The organism is Bradyrhizobium sp. 6(2017) (genome assembly GCF_011058295.2).
Taxonomy (GTDB): domain Bacteria; phylum Pseudomonadota; class Alphaproteobacteria; order Rhizobiales; family Xanthobacteraceae; genus Bradyrhizobium; species Bradyrhizobium septentrionale.
In genome coordinates, this window is the sequence record NZ_CP049289.2 from 1,304,891 (window position 1) to 1,320,946 (window position 16,056).

At 65.6% G+C, this 16,056-nt stretch carries 13 protein-coding genes and 1 riboswitch; of the genes, 8 read left to right on the plus strand and 5 right to left on the minus strand.

Annotated elements, in window-relative coordinates; genetic code table 11:
• Positions 1–30: 30 nt before the first annotated feature.
• Positions 31–942 (minus strand): NAD(P)-dependent oxidoreductase, encoded by a 912-nt coding sequence (locus G6P99_RS06135; protein WP_029079734.1) that lies wholly within the window; start codon positions 940–942, stop codon positions 31–33.
• Between the two features lie 204 nt (positions 943–1,146).
• Positions 1,147–1,530 carry a carboxymuconolactone decarboxylase family protein gene (locus G6P99_RS06140; RefSeq protein ID WP_018268955.1) on the minus strand — a complete coding sequence of 128 codons (384 nt, stop codon included), beginning with the start codon at positions 1,528–1,530 and terminating at the stop codon, positions 1,147–1,149.
• A gap of 172 nt (positions 1,531–1,702) precedes the next feature.
• Between G6P99_RS06140 and G6P99_RS06145 the strand changes: the two genes are divergently transcribed.
• Positions 1,703–4,303, plus strand: a complete 2,601-nt coding sequence (locus G6P99_RS06145) for a TIGR02302 family protein (protein WP_029079733.1) — start codon at positions 1,703–1,705, stop codon at positions 4,301–4,303.
• Between the two features lie 314 nt (positions 4,304–4,617).
• On the opposite strand, the gene G6P99_RS06150 is transcribed toward G6P99_RS06145, so the two are convergent.
• Positions 4,618–4,995: a response regulator gene (locus G6P99_RS06150; protein ID WP_029079732.1), complete on the minus strand. Its 378-nt coding sequence runs from the start codon at positions 4,993–4,995 to the stop codon at positions 4,618–4,620.
• A 37-nt stretch (positions 4,996–5,032) separates the two neighbouring features.
• Positions 5,033–5,896: an MJ0042-type zinc finger domain-containing protein gene (locus G6P99_RS06155; RefSeq protein ID WP_029079731.1), complete on the minus strand. Its 864-nt coding sequence runs from the start codon at positions 5,894–5,896 to the stop codon at positions 5,033–5,035.
• A gap of 160 nt (positions 5,897–6,056) precedes the next feature.
• Here G6P99_RS06155 and ftsE point away from each other — a divergent pair, with 160 nt between their 5' ends.
• From ftsE to G6P99_RS06185, 6 genes are all read left to right on the plus strand, one after another.
• Positions 6,057–6,716 (plus strand): cell division ATP-binding protein FtsE, encoded by a 660-nt coding sequence (gene ftsE / locus G6P99_RS06160; RefSeq protein ID WP_029079730.1) that lies wholly within the window; start codon positions 6,057–6,059, stop codon positions 6,714–6,716.
• Positions 6,709–7,680, plus strand: a complete 972-nt coding sequence (locus tag G6P99_RS06165; RefSeq protein WP_029079729.1) for a cell division protein FtsX — start codon at positions 6,709–6,711, stop codon at positions 7,678–7,680. Before ftsE ends, G6P99_RS06165 begins: the two co-directional genes overlap by 8 nt.
• A 162-nt stretch (positions 7,681–7,842) precedes the next feature.
• Positions 7,843–8,553 (plus strand): YdcF family protein, encoded by a 711-nt coding sequence (locus G6P99_RS06170; RefSeq protein WP_029079728.1) that lies wholly within the window; start codon positions 7,843–7,845, stop codon positions 8,551–8,553.
• Between the two features lie 110 nt (positions 8,554–8,663).
• A complete protein-coding gene (locus G6P99_RS06175) occupies positions 8,664–9,431 on the plus strand; it encodes a lysophospholipid acyltransferase family protein (RefSeq protein ID WP_029079727.1) in 768 nt (255 codons plus the stop codon).
• A 240-nt stretch (positions 9,432–9,671) separates the two neighbouring features.
• Entirely contained in the window at positions 9,672–11,285 is a 1,614-nt protein-coding gene (locus G6P99_RS06180; RefSeq protein WP_156928474.1) for a hypothetical protein, read from the plus strand.
• Between the two features lie 214 nt (positions 11,286–11,499).
• The gene (locus tag G6P99_RS06185; protein ID WP_029079726.1) at positions 11,500–13,332 is read left to right on the plus strand and encodes a PQQ-binding-like beta-propeller repeat protein; all 1,833 of its coding nucleotides are present in this window, start codon (positions 11,500–11,502) and stop codon (positions 13,330–13,332) included.
• A gap of 84 nt (positions 13,333–13,416) precedes the next feature.
• Here G6P99_RS06185 and glyA read toward each other — a convergent pair whose 3' ends face one another.
• Positions 13,417–14,697: a serine hydroxymethyltransferase gene (glyA, locus tag G6P99_RS06190; RefSeq protein ID WP_029079725.1), complete on the minus strand. Its 1,281-nt coding sequence runs from the start codon at positions 14,695–14,697 to the stop codon at positions 13,417–13,419.
• 34 nt (positions 14,698–14,731) lie between these two features.
• Positions 14,732–14,817, minus strand: a riboswitch (ZMP/ZTP riboswitch).
• Between the two features lie 340 nt (positions 14,818–15,157).
• On the opposite strand from glyA, the gene G6P99_RS06195 reads away from it, so the two are divergent.
• The gene (locus G6P99_RS06195) at positions 15,158–15,991 is read left to right on the plus strand and encodes a helix-turn-helix domain-containing protein (protein WP_205751477.1); all 834 of its coding nucleotides are present in this window, start codon (positions 15,158–15,160) and stop codon (positions 15,989–15,991) included.
• Positions 15,992–16,056 lie beyond the last annotated feature (65 nt).

The following is a 16,056-nucleotide window of genomic DNA, read 5'->3' on the forward strand; positions in this document are numbered from 1 at the left end:
GGGACGACAGCGTTTAATTCGGCGAGAGCGTTATTTCGCGGCGTGGCTACCGCCCTTGCCGCCACCCACGATCACGCCCGCGGCCTTCTCGATCGGCTTGATCGCGGCGGTGAAATCCGACTCCGGTCCTTCCTCGCGGATGATCACCTCCCAGAGCCGGCCGACCGCTTCGGCGACCTCCATCGAAAGCCCGAGCGAGCGCATCTCCTCGACCGCGAGCCGCACGTCCTTCACCATCAACCCGGTGGCGAAGCCGAAATCGAAGCTGCGCGGCAAGACCGAACGCGGAAACTTGTCGCGGCTCGCGGTGTTCAGCCCCGAGCCCGCATTGATGACATCGATCATCACGGCCGGATCGAGCCCGGACTTGACGCCCATCACCACCGCTTCCGAGGTCGCGACCATCGCGGTCGCCGATAGGAAGTTGTTGGCGAGCTTCATGGTCTGGCCGGAGCCCGGCTTGGTGCCGATGAAGAACACCTTGCCGATCACGTCGAGCGCGGATTTCACCAGCTCGAAATCGGCGCGCGGGCCCGACACCATCACCGCCAGCGTGCCTTTCTCGGCGCCGGAGACGCCGCCGGACACCGGGCTGTCGATCTGCACGATGTTCTTTTTCGCCAGCAGGTCGTGGATCTTCACTGCCATCTGTGAGCCGACGGTGGAGAGATCGATGAAGCGCTTGACGCGCGTGCCCTCGATCACGCCGCCGGTGCCGGTCGCGACCTCGAGCGAGGCCTGCAGCGAGGGCAGGCTCGCCATCACGGTCTCGACCCGGTCGGCGACGTCCTTGGGCGAGGTTGCAGCCTCAGCGCCGAGCGCGACCAGCTTGTCGAGCGCGTCCTTGCTTGTGTCGAACACGGTGAGCTTTTGGCCGGCCTCGATCAGCCGGCGCGCCATCGGGAAGCCCATCTTCCCGAGGCCGATGAATCCGATTTCCATGAGTCGTTTCCTTGTTCTTCGTTGTTGCGAGGAGAGCGAAGCAAGACGTCCCCCAGCCTCGGTGTCGTCCTGGCGAAAGCCAGGACCCATAACCACTGCTCTTGATGATTGCGCGGAGCTGGGGCTCCAGCATCTCTAACCACGAAGACCTGTGGTTATGGGTCCCGGCTTTCGCAGGGACGACGATGCGGAGGCAGCAGCGCCTTACGCCTTGTTGTCGAGTTCGGCGAACACCTCGCGCGCGATGCGGAAGCTGTCGACGCCGGCGGGGATGCCGGCATAGATCGAGACCTGCATGAAGATCTCGCGGATCTCGTCGCGGGACACGCCGTTGGTCAGCGCGCCCTTGATGTGCGCCTTCAGTTCGTGCGGCCGGTTCAGGATCGAGATCATGGCGAGGTTGAGCATGCTGCGGGTCTTGCGCGGCAGCTCCTCGCGGCCCCAGACCGCGCCCCAGCAATATTCGGTGACCAGTTCCTGGAACGGCTTGTTGAAGCTGTCCGAATTCTTCAGCGCATTGTTGACATAGGCCTCGCCGAGCACCGCCTTGCGGATTTCGAGCCCCTTGTCGTGCGTTTTTTGGTCCATATCGTTTCCTCATGCGTTAAGGCGTTGGTTCGGGCCGGGAAGTTACGGGGTCGAACCGCCGCAGTCACGCCTTCGTGTTATGCGTATTTCCCGGTGTGGGTTACGCCCCGGAACGGGTGCCTCAAAGCCGCCGCTGTGCTAAGCTGACCTGCCGGCTACCCCGGAGATTTTATTGAGCGGAGCCAACATCGACCCGTCCGACAACGCCTCACGCGCCGTCCGCGACAGCGATGCGATCGCGCGGCTGAAACTGACCGAGGCGCTGCAGCGGGCAAGATTTGCGATTGCGTGGGAACGGTCGTGGCCGCATCTGGCGCGGTTCCTGACGGTCGTGGGTCTGTTCCTGGTCGCGTCCTGGGCCGGGCTTTGGCTGGTGCTGCCGTTTGTCGCACGCGTCGCCGGCGCCGGCCTGTTCGCGATTGCCGCCCTCGCGATGCTGTTGCCACTGCTGCGCTTCCGCTGGCCGAGCCGGGAAGAGGGCCTGAGCCGGCTCGACCGCGGCGCCGGCATCCGGCATCGCCCGGCGACCACGCTCTCCGATACGCTCACCAACAAGGATCCGTTCGCGCTGGCGCTGTGGCAGGCGCAGCGCGAGCGCACGCTGGCCTCGATCAAGCGCATCCGCGCCGGGCTGCCGCGGCCGCGCGTCTCGCTGCACGACCCCTGGGCGCTGCGCGCGCTGGTCATCGTGATGCTGGTCGCAACCTATGTCGCCGCCGGCGACGAGCGCGGCCTGCGGGTCGCCTCCGCGTTCGACTGGAACGGCATCATGGCGCCGCCCAATGTCCGGGTCGATGCCTGGGTAACGCCGCCGAACTACACCGGCAAGCCGCCGATCATCCTGTCGAACGCCAACAAGGATGCCGCCGCGGCCGACAATGGCCCGCTCGCGGTTCCGGCCGGCAGCACGCTTTTGGTGCGCTCCAGCGGAGGCACCATCGACGTCGTCGTCGGTGGCGGCCTCACCGAGGTCGCGCCCGACGGGCAGGCGCCCAAGGGCACCAACGAGCGGCACTTCAAGATCGTCGCCGACGGCACCGCGCATGTCCGCGCGCCGGCCGGCCAGCCGCAGTGGAAATTCACCGCGACGCCGGACCGCCCGCCGTCGATCGCGCTCGCCAAGGATCCGGAGCGGCAGGCGCGCGGTTCGCTGCAGATGTCCTACCGGCTCGAGGACGATTACGGCGTCAGCGAAGCACGCGCGCAGTTCGCGGCGCGGCCAGGCGATGCGCCCAAGGATGCTGCCAAGGATGCCGACGGCAAGGCGGCGCAGCCGCGTCCGCTGTTCGAGCCGCCGCAATTCGCGCTGGTGCTGCCCAATGCGCGCACCCGCAACGGCGTCGGCCAGACCGTCAAGGACCTCAGCGAAGATCCCTATGCCGGCGCCGACGTCACGCTGACGCTGACGGCCAAGGATGAGGCCGGCAATGAGGGCAAGAGCGAGCCGTTCAACATGCGGCTGCCCGAGCGCCTGTTCACCAAGCCGCTGGCGCGCGCGCTGATCGAGCAGCGCCGCATCCTGGCGCTCGACGCCAACCAGAACGGCCAGGTGTTCGCCGCGCTCGAGGCGCTGATGATCGCGCCGGAAATGTTCATGCCGGAGACCGGCTATTATCTCGGCCTCCACACCGTCAGCCGCCAGCTCGAGGCGGCACGCACCGACGACCAGCTGCGCGGGGTCGTGGCCAGCCTGTGGGCGCTCGCCGTCACCATCGAGGACGGCAACATCTCCGACGTCGACAAGGCGCTGCGCGCGGCGCAGGACGCGCTGAAGCAGGCGCTGGACCGCGGCGCAACCGACGAGGAGATCAAGAAGCTCACCGACAATCTGCGCGCGGCGCTGGACAATTTCCTGCGCCAGCTCGCCGAGCAGTTCCGCAACAATCCGCAGCAGCTCGCCCGGCCGCTCGATCCGAACGCCAAGGTGTTGAGCCAGCAGGATCTCAAGAACATGCTCGACCGCATGGAGCGGCTGTCGCGCTCCGGCGACAAGGATGCGGCGCGGCAGCTGCTCGAGCAGATGCAGCAGATGCTCGAAAACCTGCAGATGGCGCAGCCCAATCAGGGCGACGACGACATGCAGCAGTCGCTCAACGAGCTCGGCGACATGATCCGCAAGCAGCAGCAGTTGCGCGACAAGACCTTCAAGCAGGGCCAGGATTCCCGCCGCGACCGCATGCGCGGCAAGCAGGGCGAGCAGTCGATGGGCGACCTGCAGCAGGATCAGCAGGCGCTGCGCGACCGGCTGAAGAAGCTGCAGGAAGAGCTCGCCAAGCGCGGCATGGGTCCGGATCAGCGCGGCCAGAAGGGCCAGGGTCAGAAGGGCGACCAGGCCCAGCAGGGAGACCAAGGCGATCAGGGCGATGACGGCGACGGGCTCGACCAGGCCGACTCCGCGATGGGCGATGCCTCCGGCCGGCTCGGCGAGGGCAATGCCGACGGCGCGGTGGACTCGCAGGGACGCGCGCTCGATGCGCTGCGCAAGGGCGCGCAGAGCCTTGCGGACGCGATGCAGCAGGGCGATGGCGACCAGCCGGGCGATGGCCCCGGCAATCGCGCCGGCCGTCAGCAGAGCGGCGGCAACCAGACCGATCCGCTCGGCCGTCCGTTGCACGGCCGCGAATTCGGCGACGATTACACGGTGAAGATCCCCGGCGAGATCGACGTCCAGCGCGTCCGCCGCATCCTCGAAGAACTGCGCCGCCGCCTCGCCGATCCGTCACGGCCGCAGCTCGAGCTCGACTACATCGAGCGGCTGCTGAAGGATTATTGAGCCGCCGCACATTCCACTGTCATCGCCCGGCTCGACCGGGCGATCCAGTATTCCAGAGACGTCAGCGATCGAATCGAGAAGCCGCGGCTTACTGGATGCCCCGCCGGAGCCTGTCATCGGGCGCGCGCGTTCGCGCGACCCGGTGGCGGGGCATGACGAGGTTGTGTGTGGGGGTTGCTTTGCGCGCAATGACGGCGTGCGAATATCCGTCTCCGCACGCACCTCGTCATGCGCGGGGCTTGACCCGCGCATCCATCAAGCTTCGCAAGACTCATTTTGAAGATGGATTGCCGGGGTAAGCCCGGCAATGACGGCTAGCTCGCCTTCCGCGCCGCCAGCGCGTCCGCCACCGCGGTGCGGATATCGGCCACCGAGAACGGCTTCGTCACCACATCATGCACGATCGCCTCGAGGCCTGAGGCGCGCTCGCGCTGATGGGCGAAGCCGGTCATCAGCAGGATCTTCAGCTCCGGGAAGTCGCGCGCCGCGGTCAGCGCCAGCGCGATGCCGTCCATGACCGGCATCTGGATGTCGGTGAGCAGGAGGTCGAACGCGCCTTCATCGCGCGTCAGCATCTCCAGCGCCTCGGCGCCGTCCTGCGCGGTCACGGTCTCGTGGCCGTCCATGGCGATGGCGCGCGCCACCAGCGAGCGCATCGAGTCTTCGTCGTCGGCGATCAGAACACGCGTCATGGCGATGGGTCGGTTTCCGAGAGTGTTTGCCGGCGGCTCAGGCCCGGCCGCCGGTGAGATCGTGCTTGTTGAAAAAGCGTACGTCGATATTGCGGCCTTCGGGCGGCGGCGAGGCGAGGCGCGACTTGAAGAAGGCGCGCTCGCCGGGATTGAGCACCGGCTGCTCCAGTACCGCATTCCAGGCATAGATTTCCGCGCCCTGCGCGTCGCGGACCGAGAAGCGCAGCCGCGGCAATTCGACCGGCTTCCTGGTCTGGCCGACGATCATGCCCTCGATCACCAGCACCGGCTTGCCGTCCACGGTCTCGTTGGTGATCTTGAGGTCCTTGAAGGCGAGCCCGCGCAGATTCACGTCGAGCCCGACCATCTTGTAGAACAGGGCGGTCTGCGGCAGCAGCCGCACCACGTCGTTGCGCCAGACGAACAGCGCGATGATCAGCGCGGCCATGGCGCCGCAGGTGGTCGGCAGGGCGCCGATCACGGGCATGAAGGGAATTCGGGGCAGGGAGGGCAGCCGGAACAGGCGGGGAAGCCGCGGCAGGCGGAAGCGGCGCTTGGTTCCGGTCACCTCCTGGCCGTCGGCATGGGCAGCGGCATCCGCCGCGGCGACCGCCGGCCACGCGGTGGCGTCGCTCTCGCTGGGCAAATCGGCTGAAATCGAGGGGCTTTCGACCACCGGGGTCTCGTCAGCCTCCTCCCGGCCCATCGTGTCCCATTCGGCGGCGAGATCGGAGCCGGCGGACTGATGGGCCAAGGCGGGCGCCGTCACCCCGACGGCGTCCTCCGGCCGGGCCAGCCAAACCTCCCGGCAGCGGGAACAACGGACGCTGCGCCCGGCCTCCCCCAGGGTGGCCGGATTGATGGCGTAGGATGTTGTACAATGCGGGCAAACGATATGCATGGAGCCGAATCTCCACCGTGTGGTATGCCCGGATGCTACTTAGCGACCGTTAACGAATCGGAAACCATAACTGACGCACAACCTTTCTGTGCGGTTCGCGGCCGGTCGGCCGGCAGTATGGGGTACTCGGCCATCGGCCCTCTCGAACGGAGCTAGCGCATTGGTTCGGTTCGAAAATGTCGGTTTGCGCTACGGGCTCGGCCCGGAGATTTTGCGCGACCTCTCGTTCATGATCCCGGCGCATTCGTTCCAGTTCCTCACCGGCCCGTCCGGCGCCGGCAAGACCTCGCTGCTGCGGCTGTTGTTCCTGTCGCTGCGGCCGACCCGCGGGCTGGTCAATCTGTTCGGCAAGGACGTCTCGCTGCTGAGCAAGGACCAGGTCGCCGACCTGCGCAAACGGATCGGTATCGTGCTGCAGGATTTTCGCCTGCTCGACCACATGACGACCTACGAGAATGTCGCGCTGCCGTTCCGGGTGATGGGCCGCGACGAATCGAGCTACCGCCGCGAGGTGATCGACCTCCTGAAATGGGTCGGCCTCGGCGAGCGCATGGATGCGCTGCCGCCGATTCTATCGGGCGGCGAGAAGCAGCGCGCGGCGATCGCGCGCGCGGTGATCTCGCGGCCGCAATTGCTGCTGGCGGACGAGCCGACCGGCAGTGTCGATCCGACGCTCGGGCGCCGCCTGTTGCGGCTGTTCATCGAGCTCAACAAATCGGGCACCGCTGTTATCATCGCGACCCACGACATCACGCTGATGGATCAATACGAGGCGCGGCGGCTGGTGCTGCATCAGGGACGGCTGCACATCTATGAGTAGGAGCGGCGACGAGAAAGTGTCGTTGGTCGATCTCGGGCGCGAACGCCCGCAGGTCCCGGCCACGGCGCGCAACATGTCGCCGATCGTGCCGCGCGCCTCGATCTCGGGCCGCGCGCTGGTCGCGGTGGTCGCGATCATGACCTTCCTCGCCTCGCTGACGACGGGCACCGTGCTCTTGGTCAGTGCATCCGCGGCCGAATGGCAGTCCGAAGTGTCGAGCGAGATCACCATCCAGGTGCGCCCCTCGCCGGGCCGCGACCTCGATCGCGACGCGCAGGCGGCTGCGGATGCGATGCGGGCGCAGTCCGGCATTCTCGAGGTCCGGCCGTTCAGCAAGGAGGAATCCGCCAAGCTGCTGGAGCCGTGGCTCGGCAGCGGGCTCTCGATCGAGGAACTGCCGGTGCCGCGCGTCATCGTGGCGCGGGTGCAGCCCGGCACCACGCTCGATCTCGCCGCGCTGCGCGCGCGGGTGACGCAGGTGGCGCCGACCGCAAGCGTCGACGACCACCGCGCCTGGATCGAGCGCATGCGCTCGATGACCGGCGCCACCGTGTTTGCCGGCGTCGGCATCCTGATCCTCGTGATCATCGCCACCATCATCTCGGTGTCGTTTGCGACCCGCGGCGCGATGGCGTCCAACCGTCCGATCGTCGAGGTGCTGCATTTCGTCGGCGCCGGCGACAGCTACATCGCCAACCGCTTCCTGCGGCATTTCCTTCGGCTCGGCCTTGAAGGCGGGTTGATCGGCGGCGGTGCGGCGATGCTGGCGTTCGGCTTCTCCGAGTCGATCGCCAACTGGTTCTCCGGCACGCCGGTGGGCGACCAGTTCGCGGCGCTGCTCGGCACGTTCTCGCTGCGCCCGTCGGGCTATCTGGTGCTGGCGATGCAGGCGGTGCTGATCGCGGCGATCACCGCCTGGGCGTCGCGGCGCACTTTGTTCGCCACGCTCGACGACATCGACTGACGGCGCACGACAGCGCAACCATGAGGTCAGTCGCGTGATCGCGTTTCGCCGCCAGAGTGTGATCCCGCGCGTATTCGCGCAGCCGTCGTCACGGCAAAACCGGGTTTCCACTTTTCCAGTTCATGCATTAAAATCGCCCGGGGGGAAGGGTAACCGCATCACATGAGTTTGCAGTCCGACGATACGTCGCCGAATGGCCATGCCGCGCGCCCGCGCGGCTGGCTGCGCGCCGTCATCGTCGCGCCGCTGGCGTTCGGCTTCGTTGCCGCGGCGCTGGGCTTTGTCGGCTTCCTCTCGCAATTGCGCGGCGTCGAGAGCGACCCGCCGCACAATGCCGACGGCATCGTGGTGCTGACCGGCGGCTCGTCGCGGGTGTCGGACGCGATGGAATTGCTCGCCGCAGGCTACGGCAAGCGGCTGTTGATCTCGGGCGTGCACCCGACCAACGACGCCGGTGACATCTCCCGCTCGGTGCCCGACAGTCGGGGGCTGATGAGCTGCTGCGTCGATCTCGACCGCTCGGCGGTCAACACCCGCAGCAATGCGGCGGAGACGCGGCGCTGGGCGCGCGAGCGCGGCTTCAAATCGCTGATCGTGGTGACCTCGAACTACCACATGCCGCGCGCGATCGTGGAACTGTCACATGCGATGCCCGACGTCACGCTGATCCCGTTCGCCGTGGTGGGCGACAAATGGCGCGATGAGCCGTGGTGGACCAGTGGCGGAACCTTCCGTCTCTTGCTATCGGAATACGCCAAATATGTCGCCGCGGAGGTCCGGGTGCGGCTCGCCGATATCGGCCTCGACCTGACCTCCGATCTCGCCGAGCCGGCAGCCGCACCGCGCCGCCCGGCGACGGCGCAGGCGAACTAATGTATCAGGCACCGTCATTCCGGGGCGCGAAGCGAACCCGGAATCTCGAGATTCCGGGTCTGGTGCTTGCGCACTATCCCGGAATGACGGTGTAGAGGATAGTGTTGAGAATGACGTCGATCTTCCTGCGCTCGCTGATCTTCAACGTGCTGTTCTATCTGGTGCTGGTCGTGCTCTGCATCGTCGCGCTGCCGGCGCTGCTGCTGCCGCGCGGCGCGATGATGGCACTCGAAGCCGCCTGGGCCAGCATCAGCCTGTTCCTGATGCGCGTGGTCTGCAACATCATGATCGAGTTTCGCGGCGTCGAGAAGATTCCGAAGGGACCGCTGGTGATCGCCTCGAAGCACCAGTCGTTCTGGGAGACGTTTGCGCTGGTGCGCTTCTTCGACCATCCGCTGTTCATCCTCAAGCGCGAGCTGATGATGATCCCGGTGTTCGGCTGGTACCTCAAGAAGGTCGGCATGATCTCGGTGGAGCGTGGCGGTGGCCCGCGCTCGCTGATCAAGACGCTGAAGCGCGCGGCGACCGAGGTGAAGCTTGGCCGTCAGCTCGTGATCTTTCCCGAGGGCACGCGCACCGCGCCCGGTGCTGTGCCGAACTACAAGGCCGGCGTCGCGCAGATCTATGGCGAGAGCGGCGTGCCGTGCCTGCCGGTCGCGCTCAATTCCGGGCTGTTCTGGCCGCGCCGCACCTTCATGCGCTATCCCGGCACGCTGGTGGTCGAATTCCTCGATCCGTTGCCGCCGGGTTTGCCGCGCGACGAGTTCATGACCCGCCTGCGCGACCAGATCGAGACCGCCACCAGCCGCATCGTCGAGGCCGGCCGTGCCGAGCAGGCGCAATTGTTCGGCGGCGTGCCGAGCGAGGCGAAGGGTTAGGGCGGAAGCCTTTCCACAAATCGCCGTGCCCGAAGCGGACGTCCCACGGCTGGATGGCCGCTCAATCTCCATCCCTATTGTTTCGGAAGATTGCCGGCCAACCGCCCTCTGTAACCATCGGTGGATCGCATCAACATTTTCCGAAACGTGAACGCGACAGTCGGAGATCTGTCACAGCAGTGTTGCGATCCGCCGCTTATGAGCAATCCATTTTGATCTTCAAAAAATGGGGGCTCTCGGATGTTCAAGACAATCTCCACACCACAAACAATCGGCCGCGCAATTGTCCGGTGCCTGATCGCGGGGACGGCTCTCTCACCGGTGCTGTTCGCAGTCCATCCGGCCTTTTCCCAGACTGCAGGCAATTCGCACGAATTGCTCGTCAGCGGCGCGCTCTACGCGGGCAAGCCGTCGACCGTCGCCGTGGGCCAGACCCTGCCGACCGGCGGGAAGGCGGTGGCTGACGGCACCTATCCGACGGTCTTCAACAATGTGGCTGTTGATTCGAACTTCGGCGTGACTGCGCCGGTCGTGATCAAGAGGTATCATCTGGAAAGCGATCGCCTTCGCGAAATCGGCGCGCTGACCGTGCCGGCGGACGTGGCGGTGACGAGCTTCAGCTCCAAGTCCGAATTGTCGCTCCATTTGTCGCCCGACGGCAAGGCCGTGACATTCATGGGCTACGACGCCGCAGTGAACGAGCTGGACGTTTCCAACTCCAATTCACCCAACCATGTCGATCCCACCAATCCGGACACCAGCGTGCATGCACGCGTGGTGGCGGAACTCGGTTTCGACGGGTCATTGCACCGGACCAAGGTCAACGTTTATAGCGGCGACAATGGCCGCGGCGCGATCCGCGCCAACAAAGTCAATGGCACCCGGGCCGACCAGTATTTCACGGTCGGCAATGCCGGCAACGGCAGCGGCACCCAGCCGGTGCTGATCGTCAATGACACCGGCGTTCAACTCGCGACGCCGGGTAGCGATGGTTCTGACACCGTGGTTGGCGTGCAGCAGGGAACGCCCGGCAGCAAGAACGGCTTTCAGTTCGGCTTCTCCGTCGGCCAGCTGGGCTTTGCCGCGGACAAGTCCGGCAAGGACGACAATTTCCGCGGTCTCGCGATCTCTGACAACACGCTCTACGTAACCAAGGGCAGCGGAAGCAACGGCATCAACACGGTCTATCAGGTCGGCGCGCCGGGAGTTCTCCCGACCCGGGAGACGGCTTCTTCGACAGCGTTCAGCATTCTTCCGGGTTTCCCGAGCAATCCTTCGGTGAACTCCGGCGCGAACGGCTTCTATCCCTTCGGCATCTGGTTTGCCAATGCGACGACGCTTTATGTCGCCCAGGAGGGTGACGGCAATCTGGCCGACGCGGCAACCTCACCGACGGCGGGCCTTCAGAAATGGGTCTATGCGAACGGCAGCTGGAGCCTTGCTTATACGCTGCAGAAGGGGCTGAACCTCGGCACGGCCTATCATGTGAAGGGATATCCGACTGACCCGGCAACGGGCGGCCTGCGCAACATCACCGGCCGCGTGAACCGCAACGGCACGGCGACGATCTTCGCCGTGACGTCGACGGCGAGCAATTCGGTCGAGCCCGGCGCCGATCCGAATCTGGTGGTCGCCATCACGGACAAGGTGGCGGCGACGGCGCTTCCGGCGAATGAGGCCTTCGATGTCGTCGTGCCGCCGGCCTTCGGCATGGTCTATCGCGGCGTGTCGTTCGCTCCCGTCAATTGCGACGGCGATCATGGCCGGATGAAGGACCGTGGCCGCGGCAATGACGACGGCAAAAACCCGCAGGACGATGTCTGCGGTCCAACCAGGATCGCGGCGGGTCACTGATCGTCCGTAGTGACCGGAGCTCTGCTGGCTCCGTGTGCAAGGGGGGTGACGCGGCCGGCGTCATCCGGGTCGGCGGTTACGAAGGAGCACAAGCGGCGGCTCAACCGCCGGCTTGTCGCTCGGCTAGCTCGGTAATCGGGCGGGATTGGCAACCATCCGGGTTCTGCTAGGCTGCCATCGTTCTTGTCATCAACAGCAACGCTGGTGAACGACGATGAAACTGGTTGCTGCGACGGCCGTCATCCTGATCTGGTCTTGCCTCCCGGCGACAGCGCAGCAACGCGCCGCCGCGCTCTACGCGCAACGCTGCGCGCAGTGCCACGACAGCGGCAACGCGGATAGTCGCGTGCCGAGCCGCGCCGCGCTGCAGGCAAAATCGTTCGACGAGGTTCTGGGTGCGATCACCACGGGCGCGATGGCATCCTTCGCGCAGGGGCTGACCGGTGACGAGCGCGCGGCGGTCGCCTCGCTCGTCACCGGCAAGGCCGCGTCGCATGCGTCGACTGAGAATGCGGGCCAATGCGCGCCGAGCGAGGCCGGCTTTCCACAACCGATCGATGGGCCAGGGTGGAACGGTTGGGGCGCGGATCTCAACAACAGCCGGTTTCAGCCGGCGGCAACGGCCGGCCTTACGCCAGATGAAGTCCCCCGATTACGTCTGAAATGGGCGTTCGGATTCCCGAACACGTCCACAGCCTTCGCTCAGCCGACGGTCGTCGGCGGCGTGCTGTTTGTCGGCGGCGGCGACCGCAAGGTGCACGCCCTCGACGCCAAAAGCGGATGCACCCGCTGGGTGTTTCCGACCGAGGCGGCGGTCCGGACCGCGATCAGTTTTGCCCCGCTGGACAACGGCCAGCCCGCCATCTTCTTTGGCGATCTGTTCGCCAACGTCTACGCCGTGAATGCCGTGACCGGCGCGCTGATTTGGAAGAGCAGGGCCGACGATCATCTGGCCGCCCGGATCACCGGCGCGCCAGTCTTCCATTCCGGCGTCGTCTATGTCGGGGTTTCATCGATCGAGGAGGCCACGGGGTCGCGGCCGACCTACCAATGCTGCACGTTTCGCGGCAGCGTTGTTGCGCTCAACGCCGAGACCGGCGCGCAGATCTGGAAGAGCTACACCATCCCTGAAGCGCCGCATCCGACCAAGGCGAACGCCATCGGCACCCAGCTGTTCGGTCCGGCCGGAGCGTCGGTCTGGTCCGCGCCGACGATCGACGTGCAGCGCCAGGCGCTCTATGTCGCGACGTCGAACAGCTATGCCGACCCGGCAACCGACACGAGCGATGCCGTCCTCGCATTCGATCTGGCGACCGGCCGGATGCTTTGGCATCAGCAGGCCACGCCCAGGGACAGCTTCGTCGTTGCGTGTTTCGGCGCCGACCAGTCGAATTGTCCCGATAGTCGCGGCCCCGACCACGACTTCGGCCAATCGCCCATCCTGGTGAGCCTGCGCAGCGGGCAACGCGCGCTGGTGATCGGCCAGAAATCCGGCGTGGTCCATGCGCTGGATCCCGACCATGAGGGCAAGATCCTGTGGCAGACGCGGATCGGCCAGGGCGGCCCGTTGGGCGGGACCGAATGGGGCTCGGCTGCGGACCAGGACCGGATCTATGTCGCCAATTCGGACGTGCGGTTTCTAAGGGACGGCACGAGGCGTCTGAATTCAAGCGAAGGTGGCGGCCTGTTCGGGCTGGATCTTGTGACCGGGAAGATCACGATGCAGGTCGCGCCGGTGGCCTGTGGCGACCGCCCCCAGTGCAGCCCGGCGCTGTCGGCCGCGATCACTGTCATTCCCGGCGTCGTGTTCTCGGGCGGCGTGAGCGGCTTCTTGCGCGCCTATGCAACCGATGACGCACGGCTGCTTTGGGAGATCGACACCGCCCGCGACTACACCACGGTGAATGGCGTTGCGGCCCGTGGCGGTGCCATGGACGGGCCCGGCCCGATCGTTGTGGATCACATGCTGTACGTCAATTCCGGCTACGCGCAGTGGAGCGGATTGCCCGGCAACGTTCTGCTGGCCTTCGAGGTCGGCAATCCCTGATGGGCGCATCCGAAGTTGGGCGCCGGCGCCCAACTCCGTTCTGCGCATCTGCGCGCCAAATTGCGGTTGCCGGTGTGCCGCCGGTCAGTTCGGTGCGGACCCGGACACAACGCCCGGAACAGGAAAAGCCCGGCACATCTCCGTGCATTCCGACCTGAGGCGCGCGACGACCGTATCGTCTCCGTTCGCCCGCAGAGCCGCCGCTATGAACCCGCCGATACGCTGCATTTCGGCTTCCCCCATGCCGCGCGTGGTCGCCGCCGGCGTCCCGAGGCGAACGCCGCTCGGCCTGAGCGGCGGGCGCGGATCGTCCGGAATGATTTGCTTGTTGGTGGTGATGGCGATGGCATCGAGCACGTCCTCGGCGGCCCGCCCGTCCAGCCCGACGGATGCCGCCGTATCAACGACCATCATGTGATTGTCCGTCCCGTCGGTGACCAGCTTCATCCCGCGCTCCATCAGCGCGCCGGCGAGCACCTTCGCGTTGCGCAAGACCCGCCGCGCATAAGCCTGGAAATCCGCCGTCGCCGCTCGCTTGAGCGTCACGGCAATCCCGGCCACGACGTTCATGTGAGGTCCGCCCTGCAAACCGGGAAACACCGAAGCATCGATCCGGCCGGCATGTTCCTTGCGGCACAGGATGATCCCGCCGCGGGGGCCGCGCAGCGACTTGTGGGATGTCGTCGTCATGACGTCGAAGCCGGCATCGAGCGGATTGCGCATGACGTCAGCGGCAACCAGTCCGCCATAATGGCTGACGTCGGCCATCGTGAGCGCGCCGACTTCGTCGGCAATGCTCTTGAATGCCGCATAGTCGAGGTCGCGCGGATAGGAGCTGTAGCCGCACAACACCATCTTCGGGCGCGCGTCACGCGCCATCGCGCGCAATGCGTCGAAATCGATCGCGCCGCCGTTTGACGGCGCCGTCTTGTAGCGAATGAAGTTGAACAGGCGCCCCATGTGGGACACCGGCGCGCCGTGGGTGAGATGACCGCCATGGGACAGGTCCATGGCGAGAATGGTGTCGCCGGGATTCAACAGGCCGAGATAGACGGCCTGATTCATCGGTGATCCGGAAAGCGGCTGAACGTTGGCGTGCTCGGCACGAAACAGCGAGCAGGCCCGCTGCCGCGCGAGGTTCTCGATGTTGTCCGTATACTGCTGGCCGCCGTAGTATCGGCGTCCCGGATACCCTTCCGAATATTTATTGGTGAAGACGGAGCCGAGCAGTTCGAGCACCTCCGGGTAGGTGTAGTTCTCGGACGGAATCAGTTCGACGCCGTCCTGTTGACGGTGCTCTTCGCCCGCAAGGGCGGCGGCGATCTCTTGATCGTTGATGGACAGTTCGTTGCGAAACGACGGCATGCTCGGGCTCCTCAACACGCTGTTTTTCCAGCAGATGGGTTGCCCAGGCGATCGGCGTTGAAACCCTTCGCGCTTCACCGTGGTCAATTCCACGTTGGCTCGCCAGTCGCGCGAAAGGACGAATGAGCACGGAGACTCTTCGTGAGGCAGAACTTAGCCGACCGGCGGACCTTTCGCAACGACCAGTTCAATGACCGCGGACAAGGGCGATGCCACTTTCGTGGCCGACGCCGGAAAACATCATGCCGCTGAACGGCATCATGTAGCTGAAGGCGCGCGAGGTGTTCACCCGCACGGTGCCGGCGAGCAGCTGCTTGTCAGAAGAGCCGACCTGGGGCTGATGCGAGCTTCATCGCGAACCAATGGGCTACGTTCTACGCCGGCGGCTTTGCGCTTAAACTGCCGCTACGGAGGTGTATGATAGATCAGTCGTAAGTGCATTCAACAGCGAACCAAGAAATTGCCGATCAAGCGTCGAAAACTGATGACCGTTAGTCCAATCAAAACGGACAAAGGCGAAGACAGCGTCTTCGCCCATCCCTCGTTCTACGCTGAATTCGCACCGCGCGACGATCAGGCCGCCTTTGTGGACTCGATCTATATCCTGAAAGACCGGGGGCGGCTGACGGAAAGCCGGATATCATTCGCTTCCCCGCTCAAGGAGCTTGCCTTCGTATTCCGGGAAGGCGATTCGGCCGGCAAAGTGGTCTTCAACGAGCCGAGCCTCGATTGCAGAAGAAAAGGAAGGGCGTTCTTCGGTTGGATCGTCGGCGTCAAGTTGAAACCGAATTGGCCGGGAACGCCGAGCGTCCACAATCCGACGATCGTCGCGTGTCGCGATGCGCTGGCGCGAATCGTCCGGGACAGTCCATCGTGCTTTGACATCCTCGACAGCGTGGATCTGATGTTACTCGCGCTCGCGCGGAAGGCCAGGCCCCCCTCGATTCTGGGGTGCGACCCGCTGGATGCGCCGCATGGTCGGGTGAGCGACCTGGCGGGCCATGTCGGTAAATCGGTCCGGACGGTGCAGAGGCGAGTGCGAACGTCGACCGGTTGTCCGCCCAAGCGTTTTCTTGCCGTGCAGCGCTTCCGTCGCTCGGTCTACGAAATCGCGGCCGGAGGCGATGGTCTGTCGGGGATTGCATCTGATCTCGGATTTTCGATCAGGCCCACCTCACCAGAGAGTTTCGGCGACACGCCGGTGTCACGCCCGGGGCGTTCCGGCAGGCGTGGGGCAGGCCCCGTGCGCAGGCTGTCCGATTTCTTCAAGACGCCGAACGATCCTCGCGTCTAGTGATGGCGGTGTGGCCACTCGGGACCACGACCGAGTCCGGTTGAGCAGGTTCGCCTTTCACGCTG